The sequence below is a fragment of the Natronoarchaeum rubrum genome, from assembly GCF_024494695.1.
On sequence record NZ_JANHDP010000005.1, the window covers coordinates 67,199 to 84,054 of the forward strand.

Annotated in this window: 15 protein-coding genes; 3 read left to right on the forward strand and 12 right to left on the reverse strand. The window is 67.4% G+C overall.

Annotated features, from left to right (window positions below; translation table 11 throughout):
* Positions 1 to 1,039 precede the first annotated feature (1,039 nt).
* From NO931_RS13885 to NO931_RS13905, 5 genes are all read right to left on the reverse strand, one after another.
* Positions 1,040 to 2,134: an ABC transporter ATP-binding protein gene (locus NO931_RS13885; protein ID WP_256392947.1), complete on the reverse strand. Its 1,095-nt coding sequence runs from the start codon at positions 2,132 to 2,134 to the stop codon at positions 1,040 to 1,042.
* Entirely contained in the window at positions 2,131 to 3,987 is a 1,857-nt protein-coding gene (locus tag NO931_RS13890; protein WP_256392948.1) for an ABC transporter permease, read from the reverse strand. The genes NO931_RS13885 and NO931_RS13890 overlap by 4 nt, the downstream gene beginning before the upstream one ends.
* 1 nt (position 3,988) lies before the next feature.
* The gene (locus tag NO931_RS13895) at positions 3,989 to 5,059 is read right to left on the reverse strand and encodes a thiamine ABC transporter substrate-binding protein (RefSeq protein ID WP_256392949.1); all 1,071 of its coding nucleotides are present in this window, start codon (positions 5,057 to 5,059) and stop codon (positions 3,989 to 3,991) included.
* 127 nt (positions 5,060 to 5,186) lie between these two features.
* Complete coding sequence (locus NO931_RS13900; RefSeq protein WP_256392950.1) at positions 5,187 to 5,438, reverse strand: hypothetical protein; 252 nt, start codon at positions 5,436 to 5,438, stop codon at positions 5,187 to 5,189.
* A 92-nt stretch (positions 5,439 to 5,530) separates the two neighbouring features.
* A complete protein-coding gene (locus NO931_RS13905; RefSeq protein ID WP_256392951.1) occupies positions 5,531 to 6,310 on the reverse strand; it encodes a sulfurtransferase in 780 nt (259 codons plus the stop codon).
* Positions 6,311 to 6,569: 259 nt separating this feature from the next.
* Between NO931_RS13905 and NO931_RS13910 the strand changes: the two genes are divergently transcribed.
* Both NO931_RS13910 and NO931_RS13915 read left to right on the forward strand, forming a co-directional pair.
* The gene (locus NO931_RS13910; protein WP_256392952.1) at positions 6,570 to 7,424 is read left to right on the forward strand and encodes a sulfurtransferase; all 855 of its coding nucleotides are present in this window, start codon (positions 6,570 to 6,572) and stop codon (positions 7,422 to 7,424) included.
* Between the two features lie 223 nt (positions 7,425 to 7,647).
* On the forward strand, positions 7,648 to 8,070 hold the full coding sequence (locus NO931_RS13915) for a VanZ family protein (protein WP_256392954.1): 423 nt from the start codon (positions 7,648 to 7,650) through the stop codon (positions 8,068 to 8,070).
* Positions 8,071 to 8,103: 33 nt separating this feature from the next.
* On the opposite strand, the gene NO931_RS13920 is transcribed toward NO931_RS13915, so the two are convergent.
* The 5 genes from NO931_RS13920 to NO931_RS13940 form a co-directional block, all read right to left on the reverse strand.
* On the reverse strand, positions 8,104 to 8,841 hold the full coding sequence (locus tag NO931_RS13920; protein WP_256392955.1) for a sporulation protein: 738 nt from the start codon (positions 8,839 to 8,841) through the stop codon (positions 8,104 to 8,106).
* Positions 8,842 to 8,938: 97 nt separating this feature from the next.
* Positions 8,939 to 10,738: a glutamine--fructose-6-phosphate transaminase (isomerizing) gene (gene glmS, locus NO931_RS13925; protein ID WP_256392956.1), complete on the reverse strand. Its 1,800-nt coding sequence runs from the start codon at positions 10,736 to 10,738 to the stop codon at positions 8,939 to 8,941.
* Positions 10,738 to 11,934 carry a sugar phosphate nucleotidyltransferase gene (locus NO931_RS13930; protein ID WP_256392957.1) on the reverse strand — a complete coding sequence of 399 codons (1,197 nt, stop codon included), beginning with the start codon at positions 11,932 to 11,934 and terminating at the stop codon, positions 10,738 to 10,740. Before NO931_RS13930 ends, glmS begins: the two co-directional genes overlap by 1 nt.
* Positions 11,935 to 12,178: 244 nt before the next feature.
* A complete protein-coding gene (locus NO931_RS13935; RefSeq protein WP_256392958.1) occupies positions 12,179 to 12,610 on the reverse strand; it encodes an ArsR/SmtB family transcription factor in 432 nt (143 codons plus the stop codon).
* 132 nt (positions 12,611 to 12,742) lie between these two features.
* Positions 12,743 to 13,108, reverse strand: a complete 366-nt coding sequence (locus NO931_RS13940; RefSeq protein ID WP_256392959.1) for an ArsR/SmtB family transcription factor — start codon at positions 13,106 to 13,108, stop codon at positions 12,743 to 12,745.
* 158 nt (positions 13,109 to 13,266) lie between these two features.
* On the opposite strand from NO931_RS13940, the gene NO931_RS13945 reads away from it, so the two are divergent.
* Positions 13,267 to 13,851 carry a response regulator transcription factor gene (locus tag NO931_RS13945; protein ID WP_375142069.1) on the forward strand — a complete coding sequence of 195 codons (585 nt, stop codon included), beginning with the start codon at positions 13,267 to 13,269 and terminating at the stop codon, positions 13,849 to 13,851.
* An 8-nt stretch (positions 13,852 to 13,859) separates the two neighbouring features.
* Here the strand turns inward: NO931_RS13945 and NO931_RS13950 are convergent, their stop codons facing one another.
* On the reverse strand, positions 13,860 to 15,518 hold the full coding sequence (locus NO931_RS13950; RefSeq protein ID WP_256392961.1) for a bacterio-opsin activator domain-containing protein: 1,659 nt from the start codon (positions 15,516 to 15,518) through the stop codon (positions 13,860 to 13,862).
* Positions 15,511 to 16,635 (reverse strand): sensor histidine kinase, encoded by a 1,125-nt coding sequence (locus NO931_RS20760; protein ID WP_310737325.1) that lies wholly within the window; start codon positions 16,633 to 16,635, stop codon positions 15,511 to 15,513. Before NO931_RS20760 ends, NO931_RS13950 begins: the two co-directional genes overlap by 8 nt.
* Positions 16,636 to 16,856 lie beyond the last annotated feature (221 nt).

Consider the following 16,856-nt stretch of genomic DNA (forward strand, 5'->3'; position numbering starts at 1 on the left):
GTACGCCAGCGTCGATCTGCTGAAGCAATTCCTCTTCAAATGTCGGCCTGATAAAATCTTCGGCACCTATCGACTCTCGTCCACCGTACCGATCGCTTCCACGCCCGAACGGCCGACTGCGGTCCGTCGAACTTCTCTGCGGTTCCCCCTCGTCGGTCGTGCGCCCCGTTTCCGACAGTCTTCGGGAACGGTCATCCGTCGGTCGCCCGCAGGGCGGCACCGACGGTGATAGATAAGAAAGTTGTACGTTCATAATTTCTGCCGTGGTATTTATAAATGAGACGACGTGGAGGCTTCCGAATCACCAAAATACTCTCATGTAGTGCTCTAACAGACAGATATCTTATCTACACTGGCCAGTGGTCTGTGACGCTCTCGATATCGTTCACTTTCGTTCTATCTCGGGTCTGCTTCTGTAGACGTCGGTGTCCCGTTGGGTAACTCGGCGCGATCGCCACGCCAGTAGTTGCCGACTCAGGCCCGGTCGTAGGGAACGCCGCACCCGCAGGGAATTACAGAGGTATGTGTGTAATTAAACTCTCATTCTCTAACAGAACGCTCGTCTATGGGTATTGTGAAAATTATGTATGTCTCAATGACAATCACCGAATAGCAGAATATAACAATATAGTTTATTTCCACGATTTCTGGAAAAAGCACGAACAGACAGTTAGAAACACGCTCTTTTTGTACTGAGAATGGCAATAATATTGTCCTATATTTTTATCTCGTGGCTCTATCTACCTGATATGGGATAGACTCGATATTTTGTCGATAGAATGCTTCAAACAGTCAAATAACGTTTTCTGATGGGCTATTTCGATAGTTAGTTATATGATATGGGTTTTATAGTTTCACAAACTACTAGTTTCTATTATACGTTCCATTTCGTGTAGTCCGTATCTGCGGTGACGAACAGTGGCGTAATCGGGACGGAAACCGACGACATTATATCGATCAATACACCACTGTAGGGCAACGGCCGATCGAACGCCCCGCAGTTCTAACCCCTTCGTTTCAACTGGAGATCGAACCGATACTACGACTCGACTTTCTCGGTCGCTCCGTCGGTCGAGACCACGTGCACGTCGGTCCGGTCGAACGTGACGGTTACCGTTTCGGCGTCGGGCACGTCCTCGAAGCGGGCGACCAGTTCCCGACCGCGCCACCGTAGCCCGGCGCGGACGGCGCCGCCGAGAAACTCCGTGGTGACGACGTCGGCCCGCAACCGGTTCGCCGCTACGTCCGCGTAGTCGGCGCCGCTCTCGCCGTCCCTGTCGTCGAGCAGCCGGACGGCCTCCGGTCGAACGCAAACCGTCGCGCGCTCGGCGTCGACGCGAGGGATCCGGAGGTCGACGCCGTCGACGTCGAGCGTCGAGCGTCCGTTTTCGACCACACTCACCGGCCCCGCGAACACGTTGTTGTCGCCGAGAAACTCCGCGACGAACCGCGTCGCCGGACGCCGGTACACGTCGCGCGGCGTCCCGACCTGCTCGACGCGTCCGCGGTTCATCACCGCCAGCCGGTCGCTGATCGCCAGCGCCTCCGACTGGTCGTGGGTGACGTAGACGGTCGTGACGCCGAGATTCGATTGGATCTCCTGGATCTGGCGGCGCAGTCGCTTGCGTAGTTGAGCGTCCAGTGCGCTCATCGGCTCGTCGAGCAGGAGCAAGTCGGGGCCGGGCGCCAGCGCGCGGGCCAGCGCGACGCGCTGGCGCTGGCCGCCCGAGAGCTCGTCGGGATCGCGGTCCGCGAATCCCTCCAGATCGACCAGCGAGAGCAGGTCGGCGACGCGTTCGTCCGTCGTCTCGCCGCTCGGCGGATCTCGGAAGCGCAGCCCGTAGGCGACGTTCTCGGCGACGCTCATGTGGGGAAACAGCGCGTAGTTCTGGAAGACGATACCGACGTCGCGGTCCTCCGGCCGGACGTCGGCGGTCGACTCGCCGTCGATCAACACGTCGCCCTCGTCGGGCGCCTCGAAGCCGGCGATCGTTCGCAGCGTCGTCGTCTTGCCACAGCCCGAAGGGCCGACGAGCGTGAAGAACTCGCCGTCCTCGATCCGGAGATCGACGCCGTCGAGCGCCGTCGCCCCGCCGTAGGCTTTCGTCACGCCGCGCAGTTCGAGGTCGCTCATCGGTACCCGCCTCCGCCGACGCGCTCGATCACCACGAAGCTGGCGCTGGTCACCGCGAGCAGCACCGTGCCCATCGCGGTCGCGGGGCCGAGCGTCCGGTCGCCCAGATAGCGCTCGACGGCGACCGGCATCGTGTAGGAGTCGCCGCCCTCAGCGAGGATCACCGTCGAGTTGAACTCGCCGATGCTGATCGCCGCGGCGAAGGCGGCGCCGGCGACGACGCCCGTGATCGCGAGCGGGAGTTCCACGTCGAGCAGCGCCCGCGCTCGCGAGGCGCCGAGCGAGCGGGCGGACTCGACGAGCGATCGGTCGACGCCGCCGATCGCCGGCGCGGCGTTGCGCACGACGAAGGGGTACGCCGCGGCGGCGTGGGCGGCGACGATCGCGACGACGCCGGTGACCCGCAGCCGAAACCCGCCGGGCAGCGGGACGCCGAAGACGAGCCCTCGTAACAGGCCGACGCCGAGCACGATGCCGCTGACCGCCAGCGGCGCCGTCGCCAGCGCGTCGAGCACGAGGCCGCCGCGCCCGCCGCGGACGCGCCGCACCGCGACGACGACGCCGGTCGGCACGGCGACCGCGAGCGTCGCGCCCGCGAAGAGCAGCGAGTTGCGCACCGCGGGCCACGGCTTCACCTGGAACGAGGCCCCCTCGGCCTGCCGGTCGAGCAGAAACGCGTAGTGGCGCAGCGTCAGCCCGTTCGCGCCGGTGACGCTCTCGATGACCATGCTCGCGATCGGCCCGACGAACACGACGGCGACGACGAGGCCGTACGCGAGAATCGCGAGCCTGCTCGGTCGTGCGAGCGCGCGCAGCGAGGGAACCAGCGGCGTCCGCTCGCTCGGGTCCGGCGTCCGACCGGTGCCGTAGCGACGCGACTCGAACCGCAGGTAGATCGCCAGCACCGCGACCGACAGCGCCGTCTCGACGACGGCCAGCGCCGCGGCGCCCGCCAGATCGAGCTGGCGGATCCGGCTGTAGATCCACACCTCGACGGTCGCCAGGTCCAGCCCGCCGAGCGCGAGCACGATCGGAAAGGTCCGGAACGTGAACACGAACGTCAGCACGGCGCCGGCCAGCACCGCCGGCGCGATCTGGGGTACGATCACGTCGAGGAACGCACGGCGCCGGCTCGCGCCGAGGCTTCGGGCGGTCTCGACGGTCCGGGTGTCGACGCTCTCCCAGGCCGCCGTCGCGAGTCGGGCGACTAGCGGCGCGTTGTAGAACGCGTGGGCGAGCACGATCACTTCCAGCGAGAACAGGATGTCGACCGGGCCGAGTCCGACGAGTCCCAGCAGCTGGTTGAACGGCCCGTCGGCGCTGAACATCGCGAAGAAGCCGACCGCGACCATGATTCCGGGGAGCACGAAGGGCAGGATCGTCAGCGAGCGCAGCAAGTCGCGACCGGGGAACTCGAAGCGCGCGAGCACGTACGCGCCCGGCAGCCCGAGCGCGACGCTGGCGACCGTCGAGAGCAGCGCCTGGTAGGCGGTGAACCCGATCAGCCCGAACGTCGGGACGGGAAAGCCCCGCTCGGCCCAGCCCGCGAGCCCGCGCAGGTGCTCGCCGACCGCGAGCGGGCGGGCGAACACCTCCGCGAGGGCGCCGACGTAGAACGGGTCGGTCAGGACGCCGCGGATCGGCGCCGCGGAGAGGGCGCCGTCGACGAGTACCGCCTCGGCGAACACGACCGCGGCTGGGACGACGAACACGACCGCGAGCACGGCGACCGCGACGCCGGTGGCCAGTCCGAGCGTGCGCCGTTCCAGCCACTGTCGCGTTCGTCGAACTGCAGCCGACAGCGCGTCCTGCGTCCCCGCACTCGCTTCGGCGTCGTCCCCTCCGCTCGCCATGCTATCCCGCGATCTCTCGCGCCCAGTCCTCGACCCAGCCGTCGAGGTTCCCCTGCAGGTCCTCGTAGCCGTAGAAGACGGTTTCCGGCGGTTCGTGGGCGTACTGGTCGAACTCCTCGTTCAGATCGGCGTCCGTGGTCGCGGGGAACTGGACGTTCAGCGTCGCGATCTGGCCCTGTGCTTCCGGCGAGAGCACGAAGTCGAAAAAGTCCTGCGCCAGCTCGGACTGCTCGGAGTCGGCGAACACGCCCATCCCCTCGGGGTTGGCATAGCCTTGATCTTCGAGGAAGCCGAGCTGGTGGCGCGACATGTCTAGGCCGTCGCGGTTGGCGAACACCTGATCGGTCGAGTAGGAGGCAATCAGCGGCCGCTCGCCCTCGAGGTAGGCGCTGTAACTGTCCGACCACGTCCCGAGGATCTGCACGTCGTTGTCCTGCAGGGCTCGCCAGTAGTCGAGGTAGCCGTCCTCGCCGTACTGGTCGATCGTCCACAGCAAGAACGCTTGCCCGGGGTCGCTCTGCTGGGCGTTCTGGGCCAGCAGCGTCCCCTCGTAGGCCGGCTCGGTCAACTGGTCGAACGTCGTCGGCTCGTCGATCGCGCCCTCGTCGTACACCATGCTGATGTAGCCGGTGTCGTAGGGCAGCAAGCGACCTTGGGGATCGAACTCTAGCTCCGACTTGACGCTGTCGGCGTTCCCGACGCTACCGCGGTCGAGATCCTGAAACAGCGAGTCGTCCAGCGTCTCGTCGGCCCGGATGAGGTCGTCGACGTTCACGCCGAGGTAGACGTCGGCGTCGAACTCGACGCCCTGCTGGTAGCGCTGGACGTAGTGGTTCAGCCCGCTATCGGGGGTTTTCCACTCGATCTCAACGTCGTTGTGGTCGCTCTCGAATCGGTCTTTGATCCACGCGCCGGGCGCGTCGAGTTCGCCCTGCGGCTCAAGGAACGAGTCGTAGGTGGCGACCGTGAGCGTTCCGTCGTCGGAGCCGGAACTCCCGGGGCTGGCGATACAGCCCGACAGCCCGAGCCCCGCCGCGCCGCCGACCGCCGCGAGATACTGGCGCCGTTTCATCACCGGGTGTTTTCGCCGAGTGGTGATAAGGAGAGTGATACGCAGCGGCGTCTTGACGCCGGAGCTCGACGGCGCCGCCTCGACCGAGGGGTTGTGGGCCGGTCGGATGTCGATCCGACGGCGCGGATCAGGAGTGGCGACCGACGTGGTAGATGATTCCCCAGAGGAACGACAGCCCGACCATCACGACGATCGTCCCGGCGAACTGCTCGTTCGCGGGCAGGTCCGCACCCGTCGTCGATCGGATCGTCTCGATCGTCAGTAGCGACAGTTCGCCGATCGGCGGGACGACATCCCAGATGAATTTCGACAGTAACGTTCCGACGATCAGCGTTCCGAATGCCGAGAACCCGTGTGACAGTCCCGATGTCGTGGCCATGCGCGACGTATTTGCGCGGCGATTATTTAAAATTCTGGACCGATCCGCCGAACTCACTCTACTGTCCCAGCAACTCGCTACTCCTCGGCTGCCTACTTTTCTCCCGTCTCGACCGTCCCGCCGGCGTCGGTCCATTCAGTAAAACTCCCCTCGTAGAACTCGACCGTTTCGTAGCCGAGATGCGAGAGCACGGCGTAGGTGTGACTGATCCGCCGGGCGGTGTTGCAGTACAGCACGATCCGGCGGTCGGTCGTGACGCCGCGGTCTTCGAGGATCGAACGGATTTCGTCTTCGGGTTTGAGCCCGCGCGTCTCGTCGTCGACGAGTTCCTTCCAGTCCAGCCGGACGGCGCCGGGGATGTGGCCCTCGGCGAACTCCTCGGCGCGGCGCGTGTCGACGATCACGGCCTCGGGATCGTCCATCGCGGCCTCGACGGTCGCCATGTCGACCAGCGGCGTCGACGACGGCTCGCTCACTTCGTACGTCGTCGGCTCGATCTCGGGCGCCTCGCCCGTGGTTTCGTACTCGCGATTCCAGGCGCTGTAGTCGCCGTCGAGCAGGTACAGCTCCTCGTGGCCGTAACACAGCGCCGTCACGAGAAAGCGCGCGGCGAACACGCCGTGGGTGTCGTCGTAGGCGACGATCGGGTCCTCGGGGGTGATGCCGGCCTCGCTCAGCAACTCGGCGAACCGATCGGCGCCGGGCAACATGCCGGCGTCGTCGTCGTCCGCGCTCCGGAACGAGTCGAAGGGGATGTTTACGGCGTGCGGTACGTGGCCGATCCCGTCGTACTCCCAGGCGTCGCGCACGTCGACGATCCGCACCTCGTCGGCGTTGGCGTCGAGCCACGCCGGCGACACGAGTTCGATCATTGGCGGCCGTTGTGGTCGAACCTGTATGAACGCGCTGATACGGGCTCGACGACCGACTCGCCGATACCGGACATACTTGCGCCGATCTCGCTCGCGCCCCGGGCGTCAGGGACGGAACGGTGGGGAGAGTCTCCCCGTTGAGCGTCGGCGCGCGGGCGTTCTCGGAACCAGTGGCAACATTTGTCGGCAATCGCCACGAAAGGCCGTTACTGCCGATGCTGAAGGTACTTTATTGGTGGGGTGCGAACGAAGGCACTGTATGACTGATTACGCAAAGGACGTGCTCGTCTCGGCCGACTGGGTCAGCGAGCATCTGGACGAGTTCCAGAGCGACGATCCCGAGTATCGACTGGTAGAGGTCGACGTGGACACGGAGGCGTACGACGAGGAGCACGCCCCCGGCGCCATCGGCTTCAACTGGGAGACACAGCTTCAGGACCAGACCACGCGCGACATCCTCGACAAGGACGAGTTCGAGGATCTGCTGGGTAGCCACGGCATCTCCGAGGACTCGACGGTCGTCCTGTACGGCGACAACTCCAACTGGTTCGCCGCCTACACCTACTGGCAGTTCAAGTACTACGGCCACGACGACGTGAAGCTGCTCGACGGCGGCCGCGAGTACTGGCTCGAGAACGACTACGAGACGACCGACGAGGCGCCCGACTTCTCCGCGGTCGACTACGATGCGTCCGGCCCGCGCGAGTCCATCCGCGCGTACCGCGACGACGTCGAGAACGCGATCGACAAGGGCCTGCCGCTCGTCGACGTCCGCTCGCCCGAGGAGTACTCCGGCGAGGTTCTTGCGCCCCCAGGACTGCAGGAGACCGCCCAGCGCGGCGGCCACATTCCCGGCGCCGAGAACATCTCGTGGGCTGCCGTCACCAACGACGACGGGACGTTCAAGACCCCCGAGGAACTCGAAGAGATCTACGGCGAGTACGACATCGACGGCGACGAGACGACCGTCGCCTACTGCCGTATCGGCGAGCGCTCCTCGGTCGCCTGGTTCGCGCTCCACGAACTGCTCGGCTACGACGACGCCGTCAACTACGACGGCTCGTGGACCGAGTGGGGCAACCTCGTGGGCGTGCCGATCGAGAAGGGAGAATAACGTCGCTTAGACTCCGCAGTTTTTTGCGATAGCGTACCGATCGACCTGTGAGTCTCTCGTGCGTTCACCGCGAGTAGCGTCGACACTGACAGCCCGAAAGCCAGCCCCTTTTCAGCCCCGCCCGTGCCGGTGGATCGAGCCGTCGTCACGGTGTGGGATTGTCGATCGACGCCACCCCGAACGCGGGAGTTTTTTGCGACTGCGATGGCTCGTCTCCGAGCAGATGCAACGAGAGGTTTCGGTTCCGCTCTTGCCGACGTGGGCGCGCTGGACGCTCGTCGCCGTCGCCGCCGCGGTGATCTTCTACGCGTCGGTGCTGGCGTCGCCACCCGCCGGTCCGGAGACGGGGCCGATCGGGGTCGACAAGTTCTACCACGCCGGCGGTTACTTCGGCTTCGGGCTGGCGGTCGCGTACGCCGTTCTCGACGCCGAGCGGCCCTTCCCTGTGCGACTCGCCGTCGTCTTCGCGGTGCCGGTGGTCTACGGCGTCGGCGTCGAAGTCGCACAGGGGTTCGTCCCCGAGCGCGCGCTCGATCCGATCGACGCGCTGGCGAACGCGGTCGGCGGCGCCGCGGCGTGCGCGCTGTACGCCGCCGTCGACCGTCTGTCGACGATCCGGCCGGTGGCGATCACCGGCGACCGATAGCGTTCGGCGACCGGCAGCGATGTCTCGCGGGTCTCAACTGTGGCGTTCGAGCTCCCGTTTCAGGTCGTCGCGCACCTGCGCGACGTCGGTCGACTGGACCGACAGGCGGGTCTTGCTCTCGTCGGTGTCGGCCATCTCGCTGAGGAGGCCGCCGCGGCGGTCGATTTCGAGGAACAGATCGAGCTGGTCGGGGCCGGGCTGGGCGACGAGTTCGACCTCGTCGAGCGCGTCGCGGAACGGGCCGGACTGGACGCGGAACTCGAACTCCTGGATGAACGAGCGACCGGCTGTGTATCGTCCGTAGGGGTCGGCCTCGCACTCAGCGGTCCAGAACGAAAAGCCCAGCTCGTCCATCGCGTCGAACACAGTCTGGAGCCGCGGCGTCGGCTGCACGTCGAGGTAGTCCTTGTCTTCGGGATCGACCGCGAGGTCGATGTCCAGTTCCGTCTCGATCCAGACGTCGATGCCGCCGACCGTCACCGGCGTCCCGTAGGGAATGTCGATCGATACCTGTCGCGTCTCCTCCTGATCGGGCTCGATCGTGAGCCCGTCCGCGAGCGTGAACCGGTCGACGTCGACCTCTCGATAGCCGTCGTCGGTGCGGTAGCGCGTCTCGACCTCGAACCGGATCGTCCCGACTTCCTGTTCGACGTTACCACCCGTGATGTTGACGTCGGCGTCGACCGTTTCGCCGGGTCGAACGGTCTCGGAGGGGAGGACGGTGTCTACGCTGGCGTTGCCGATACCGATGCTGGCGAGGACGTTTTTCATGGCGTCGCCCCCGACTTTGTTCAGAAGGTGGATATATGTTTGGTGCGTGAGGCGACGCGGGAAAGAAGACTCGCCCCGGCGGCTGTCCGATCCGCGGCTACTCGACCGTGACGCTCTTGGCCAGATGCCGCGGCTTGTCGATCGGCCGGCCCAGTTCCGCGGCGATCCAGTAGGACAGCAACTGCAACTGGACGTTCGCCAGCACCGGCGCGAGCGTCGGGTCGGTCTCGGGGATCTCCAGCACGTGGTTCGCGTACTGTTCGACGTCCGATCGGCCGTCGGTGACGGCGATCACGGGTGCGCCGCGGGCCTGAACCTCCTTGACGTTGCTCACGGTCTTCCGGGCGATCTCGTCGTCGCCCGTCACGACCGCGATCAGGGGCGTGTCGTCCTCGATCAGCGCGAGCGGACCGTGTTTCAGTTCGCCCGCCGCGAACCCCTCGGCGTGTTCGTAGGAGATCTCCTTGAGCTTCAGCGCGCCTTCGAGCGCGACCGGCTGGTGGTGCTTCCGCCCGACGAAAAAGAAGGCCGAGGAGTCGGCGTACGCCGCAGCGACCGGTCGGGCGTTCGAGTCGTCGAGCACGGCCTGGACCTGGTCGGGCAGCGCCCGGAGCGCGTCGATCCGGTCGGGTGCGATCGGCTCCTCGGAGAGCCACAGCGCGAACGCGTGGAGCGCGATCTGCTGGCTGGCGAACGTCTTGGTCGCGGCGACGCCGATCTCCGGCCCGGCGCGGACGTACAGCGCCTGCTCGCACTCCCTGGCGGCCGTGCTGCCGACGGTGTTCGTCACCGCGAGCGTCCGAGCGCCAGCTGCGCGGGCCGTCCGAAGCGCCCCCAGCGTGTCGGCGGTCTCGCCGCTCTGGGTGACGCCGACGACCAGCGGCGTCTCGCCCGCCAGCGTCGCCCGGTCGTACTCGCTGGCGACGAACGTCTGGGCGGGAATTCCGCGTTCCCGGAGTAGCCGCGCGCCGTACAGCGCCGCGTGGTAGCTGGTGCCGCAGGCGACGAGGTGGAGCGACGAAACGTCGTCCAGATCGCCGAGGTCGAGTTCGACGGTATGTTCGATCCCGTCGACCCGCTCCCGGAGACACTTCCGGAGCGCCCGGGGCTGTTCGTGAATCTCCTTGAGCATGTAGTGGTCGTAGCCGCTCTTACCGGCGTCCTCGGCGTCCCACTCCACAGTCGAGAGGGATTTTTCGACCGGTCGACCGTCGCCGTCCGTGATGCTGACCGTCTCGGGCGTGAGTCTCGCGAACTCCCTGTCCTCCAGGTAGAGCACTTGATCGGTGTGATCGATGAAGGCCGGCACGTCGCTGGCGAGGTAGTAGCCGTCGTCGCCGACGCCGATCACGAGCGGGGAGTCCTGCCGGGCGGCGAACACGTCGTCGGCGTCATCGAACACGGCGGCGATCGCGTAGCTGCCTTCCAGCCGCTCGATCGCGGAGCGAAAGGCGGCTTCGCGACTCTCTCCCCGCTCGATCGCCGCTTCGATCAGGTGTGGGACGACCTCGGTGTCGGTCTCGCTCTCGAACTCGTGGCCCTCGCTCCGGAGCTCGGCCTTGAGCTGTTCGTAGTTCTCGATGATCCCGTTGTGGACGACTGCGAGATTGCCCGTGCAGTCGGTGTGTGGATGCGCGTTGGCGTCGGAGGGCTCGCCGTGGGTCGACCAGCGCGTGTGGCCGATGCCGACGGGTGCGGCGAGCGTCTCCTGGCTCTCAAGCGCGGCGACGAGTTCGGAGACCTCGCCCTCGCGCTTGACGACGGTGACGGCGCCGTTCGAGAGCGCGATGCCCGCCGAGTCGTACCCCCGATACTCCAGGTTCTCCAGCCCGCCGACGAGCACGTCGCGGGCGTCGTTCTGACGGTCGCGGCCGACGTAGCCGACGATGCCACACATCAGCGGCGCACCTCCGCGCCCGCCGAGACGTTGGCGTCGAGCGTCGCCCCCGAGTGGACCTCGGCCTCCGGCCCGACCAGCGTCCCCGGCGCGACGGTGACGCCGCCGCCGAGTCGGGCGCGATCCGCGACCACGGCGCCGAGTCGTTGGTCTTCGAGCACTCGATCCTCGATCCGGACGTCCGCCGGCCCGCCCATCGCAGTCGTTCCTGGCCCGATGCGGGCGCCCTGGCCGAGCACGCAGTCGACCAGCGTCGCGTTCGCCCCGACGCGGGCGTCGCTGTCGAGCACCGTGTTCTCGAGGACGGCGTTCGCGCCGACGGTCGCGTTCCGGCCGACGGCGACGTTCGGCCCGAGTACCGCACCGGCTTCGACGACGGCGTCGTCGGCGACGACGACCGGCGACTGGAGCACCGCGCTCTCGTGGACCCGCGCCGACGCCGCGATGCCGGTCGCCGGCTCGTCGCTCCCCGGCACCACGTCGTGCTCGAACAACTCCCGCGCGAGCGTGAGGATGTCCCAGGGGTAGTTGGCGTCCGCCCAGAGCCCCTCGGTTCGGACGGCCCGAACCGTCTCGCCGCGGTCGACGGCCGCCTGCAGGCCGCTCGGGAGTTGGATAGTTCCTTTCTCCGGTTCGATCGAGCGCAGCGCGTCGAAGATCGTCTGCTCGAACGCGTAGACGCCGGCGTTGAGCCGGAACCTCCCCTCGTCGTCCGGCCGTTCGGAGAAGTCGACCGCGCGGCCGTCCTCGATCGCGACGCCGCCGTATCGGTGGACGTTGCCCCGGTCGAGCGCCGCCAGCGTCGCGGAGGCGTCCGGAGCGTCGCGGTGGGCGTCGAGCACCTCGCGGACGATCCGCGGCGCGACGATCTGGTCGCCGTTCACGACCACAGCCGACCCACCGACGGCCGACTCGGCCTGAAGCAACGCGTGACCGCTGCCAAGCTGGGTGTCCTGAGAAACGTAGGTGATGTCGGCGCCGCCGTGCGTCGAGCCGACGTGACCCTGAACGCGCGATTTCTTGTACCCGACGACGATCACGACCTCGTCGACGCCGACGGCGGTCAGCGTGTCGAGAACGTGATCGAGAATCGGTGTCGGGCCCGCTGGGAGCAACGGTTTTGGGCGATTACGGGTGAGTGGTCGGAGCCGCTTCCCTTCGCCGGCGGCCAGTATCACGGCCGCGGGTGTTGTCATGCTGGTTTCAGCTTTCAACTAACGCGACGGTATGGTTTCGTCCACCACTTTTGCGCTTCTCGGTGGATTAGCTCCCTTTTACATCGTATGAGACGACGGTCAGCCATAGATCGTCACGAACTACTTGTCGCTCTGCTTGCTGGCGGGATCGCGATCGCCGGCGGCGCACTGGTGACGGTCATCTGAGTCCGATCGACCGCTGGTATCGATATCGAGCCGAACGCAGTCCGGCGCCGTACGCGATCTATCGCGACGCGCGTGCGGGTTGTCGCGCCGCAGCGTCCTCCGACGCGAGCGATCGTACACTGGCGTCGTCGGCGTCCGCCGAACGGGACCCGGCGGCGTCGTCGCGCACGACGGAAAATTCGACCTCGTCGAGAACGAGCCGGAACTCCTTCCGGAGCTGCCCGCCGGGCGAGGGAACCATCGCCATCTCGACGGCGCCGATCGCTTCGAGTCGATTGAGGCGCCGGTACGCCGTCGGCCGGGAAGCGCCCGTTTTCTCCGCGATCTCGCGGGCGGGCGCCGATCCTTCGCACAGCGCCGCGAGGATCTTCTCGGTGTACTCCTCGGCCAGTACCGCCAGCAGTTCGTCGATATCGAACGTCGGCGTCGTGTCGGTCGAGGTGTTCTCGGATGCGCTACCGGATCGGACCGCGCAGGTGTTGTCGGACATCGTCTGTACTCACCTGTACCGCCCGGACGTCCGTGTAGTGTGATGCTACTATTCGCAGGCCCGTCCGGCACCCCACTCTAGCTATGCAGAGTCAGAGAGTTTCGGCGTCGGCGATCCGCGGCCGCGGGCGGCTCAATCGCTCGCCTCGATCGTGACGCCATCGCGTCCGACGCCGAGTCGCACGCGATCGACGGCGACGCTGTACTGCTGTCTGTGGTGGCCGTCCGTCCGAACGCTGATCGAACTCTGGACGAGCCCCGCCGATTCGAGGCTGTCCAGACGCCGATACACGGTTGCGCGGGAACTGTTCAGACGCTCGACCAGTTCGCTCGCGGGCAGCGGCGCCTCGTTGAGTTCGTCCAGCACGCGCCGGGCGTGGTCGTCGCTTAGTAGTCTGATCGCTTCCTCGGAGTCGATCGTCGTCTCGTCGCTCTCGAACGGACCCCCGCGTCGCCCGGTCGGTCGAACGCCCGAGCGGGACGGCTCTGATTTCGACATCTGTACCTGTCGGTTCGGTCGGGGCCTCCCTGTACCGTGGTGCTACTATGCCCAACCGCGTCGTCGCCCCACTCTAGCTATCGGCACGCGTGGCCGCCACCGCGGCGTCCCGCTCGTGCCGGGATATTAGTACGGCGACGGCCTACCGGCCGGTATCCATGGGTGACGCGATGCGCGTAGAGGATCCCCGGGTCCTGATGGTCGACGACGAGAAGAAGGTAGCCGACGCGTACGCGCTGCGCCTCGACGGCGTCGCCGACGTGACCGTCGCCTACGGCGGCGAGGAGGCGCTCGCGACCGTCGACGAGGGGCCGGCGCCCGACGTCGTCCTGCTCGACCGACACATGCCCGGCCTCTCGGGCGACGAGGTGCTCGATCGCATCCGCGAGCGTGACGTCACGACGCGGGTCGTCATGGTGACCGCGATCGATCCCGGGCTGGACATCGTCGACATGCCGTTCGACGACTACCTCTCGAAGCCGGTCGAGCGCGAGGACCTCCACGCCGCCGTCGACCAGCAGTGCCGGGTGCTCGCGTACGAACTGCTGGGCGAGTACTTTCGCCTGGAGTCGACGCGGGCGGTCGTCGACGCCGAAGTCCCCGCCGAGGAACTCGACGCCGACGATCGGCTCGCCGAGATCGAGGACCGCCGTTCAGCCATCGAGGAGCGTGTTCTGGGACTGCTCCCCGAGGCCGAGGAACTGTTGTCGGAGTTCTCCGGCATCGACCGCGGGCGGCACTGACGCCGTTGCTACGACTCGTCTGACGAATCCGTCGCCTTTGACGTCGCGTCGGTCTCGAAAAACGCCTCGACGAGTTTCTGTTCGGCCCGCCGGAGGTGGTACAGCATCGTCGACCCGGCGATGTCGAGCGTCTCGGCGACCTCCGCGGAGGTGCTCCCCCGCGGCGACGCGAAGTAGTCAGACAGGTGGGCGGTCCGCAGCACCGTTCGCTGCCTGTCGGTCAGGCGCTCGCCGAGGCCGTCCCGAAACGCCTCGGCCGGTTCGGGCGTCCGGGTCGCCTCCTCCTTGGCGACGAGCCGTGTCTCCTCGACGGCGGCGTCGACGGCTTCGACCGCCCGCCGAACGTCGCCATCGGCCGGGACTTCGGCGACGAGTCGGGCCAACTCGGAACCGTACTCGCCGCCCCTGACCGTCGCGCCCCAGGCGGCCAGCGCGGTCACCGGCGTCTCCCCGACGACGGTCGCCTGTACGAGCGATTCTTCGTCGGACCGGATCTGTCGAACGTCGGCGACGGCCTCGTGGTCCGCCAGTGCCTCGTCGAACTCCCCGACCGGCCCGTCGGCGGCGAGATAGCAGACGACGGCGCCGTCGCCGCGGGGGACCGCGCCGTCCAGCGACAGCGTGCGGTCGGCCTCCCGCGCCGCGGCGACGAACGGGAGCGTCTCGTCGCGGGCCTCGACGGTGACCTCGGTGACGGTGTCGGCGACCAGCAGGTCCTCCTGTCGCCCGGCCTTGATCGCGAATCCGGCGACGCTGCCCAGCGTCTCGAGGCCGACCCGCTCCTGTTCGCTAAAGCCGTCCTCCCGCGCGGAGTACACCGTCACGACGCCGTAGATCGTTCCCTGATACGCGAGCGGGACCGCCAGACACGACTGGAGCCCGCCGCCGAACGCCGAGCGCCGGACGCCGCGAGGAACGGTATCGTCCTCGGCGATCGCCTCGACGAGTCGCGTCTCGCCCGACGCCACGGCCGTCTGGCCGGGCAGGCGCTTCTCGCCGCCCAGGCTCTCCTCGATCCGCTCGCGCAGGTCGTCGGCCTCGCCCGCCGCGGCGAGCAACCGGAGGCGCTCCCGCGGGAACTCGCGGTCGCCGACCCACGCGAACCGGTAGAGGTCGGTCCCGCCGAGGCGCTCGCAGACCGTTCGAGCGACGTCCGAGCGGTCCGACGCGCCGATGACCTGCTGGAGTACGGTTGCGACGAGCGCGTTGATCCGCTGGACCCTGTCGAGTTGCTGGTCGAGCCGGTCGGTGGTCTGCTCGACGTCCTTGCGCGGCGTGCGGTCCCGGACGTACACGAGCGCGCCGTCCCCGACGCGCACGTCGACCGCGAGCCACCGCTCGATCAGCGGGTAGTACTCCTCGAACGACGCGGGGTCCGGGGACGCGCCCTCGAAGGCCTCGCGCAGCGTTCCGGCGGCCGACTTCGGGAAGCTCTCCTCGATGGCCGTCCCGCGCAGCGCGGCACGATCGGTCTCCAGCAGCGTCGCCGCGGCGTCGTTGGCGTCGACGACGACGCCGTCGCTCGTCGTCTCGACGACTCCGATCGGGGCCGCTCGCAGTCGGTCGTCCATCGCGTCGCCGACAGCCGGCTCCGCGTCGGCGCCGTCGACAGCCGTTTCCGCGTCGACGCCCGATTCAACGTCGGCGTCGTCTGCTCGGTCAGTCATTCTGGATCGGTCGAAACTCGAATCTGGCGCCGCCGAGCGATCCCTCGGTGAGCAAGACGGTCCAGTCGTGCGCGCGGGCGATCCGTTCGACGATCGTCAGCCCGAGACCGGTTCCGCCGCCCGTCTCGGTCGACGAGTAGCCGGCCTCGAACACCCGATCGCGGTCGTCGGCCGGGATCCCCGGCCCGTCGTCGGCGACGAAGAACCCGCCGTCGACGCTGCCGACTCGGACGCGAACCGCTTCCTCGGGGGTCGGGTCGGTCGCCCCCCGATTTCCGGTCGACCCGTGCTCGATCGCGTCCTGACGAGCGTGCGAGTCCGGGCTCGTGGAACCGTGTTCCACGGCGTTCCGGAACAGGTTCTCGAACAGCCGCTGTAGCCGATCGGGATCGGCGTCGATCGTCGGCAACTCGCCGCCCGCGTCGAGCGACGCGGCGCCCGTGTCGACGTTCGCCCAGGCGTCCGACGCCACGGCGTCGATCTCAACACCTTCGCGCACGTCGATCGCGCGTTCGCCGCGGGCCAGCGTGAGCGCGTCCTGGATGATCCGCGCCATTCGATCGTGGGACTCTTTCACTTGGTCGAAGTGGCCGTCCTCGCCGGTTTCGCGGGCCGCCCGGAGATGCGCGTTCGCCACGTCGAGCGGGTTCCGCAAGTCGTGGGTAATCACGCTCGTCACGCTGTCGTGACCGACGCCGTCGTCGCGGGTCGGCGCCAGTTCCGTCGCCAGCACGTACCCGTCGACGGCGTCGGGACTCGATTCGCCGGCCGCGCCGCGGCTCGATCCGTCGAAGCTCCGAACCCGGATCGGCCGGCGTTCGGCGCCGTCGTCCGGTCGAACGCCGATCTCGGCGTCGATAGCGCTCCCGTCGGCGAGCGCGGTACAGGCGTCCGCGACGGCCGTCTCGTCGACGGCGCCGCTCCGCAGTAGCCACTCGCGCAGGCTCGTTCCGCTCGACGCCGCGTCGAACGTCGCCGCGAACGCGTCGTTCGTCGCCGCGATCTTCGGGGTCCCGTCCGCGACGGCGTAGCCGACGACCGGCGCCGGCACCGCGTCGATCCCGACCGCGTCGGCGGCGTCCGCCCGGTCGTCCGTTCGGTCGTCCTGCTCCGTCACGGCGATCACCGGTTCCCCCGCGAGACGGCGACGCGATTGGATCGACCCGTACGACGCGCCGTGCCGGCCGCCCGGGTCGCGTCGGCCGTCCGAGTTGCGGGCCGGCGGACTGCTGTCGAGGTCATGCTGTCATGGTTGTGGCCCCGCATGCATAGCCCCACACCCTAGTAATACCGAAAACCGATCTGAAACGTGTTTCGACTGTTCGACACGACGCCGAT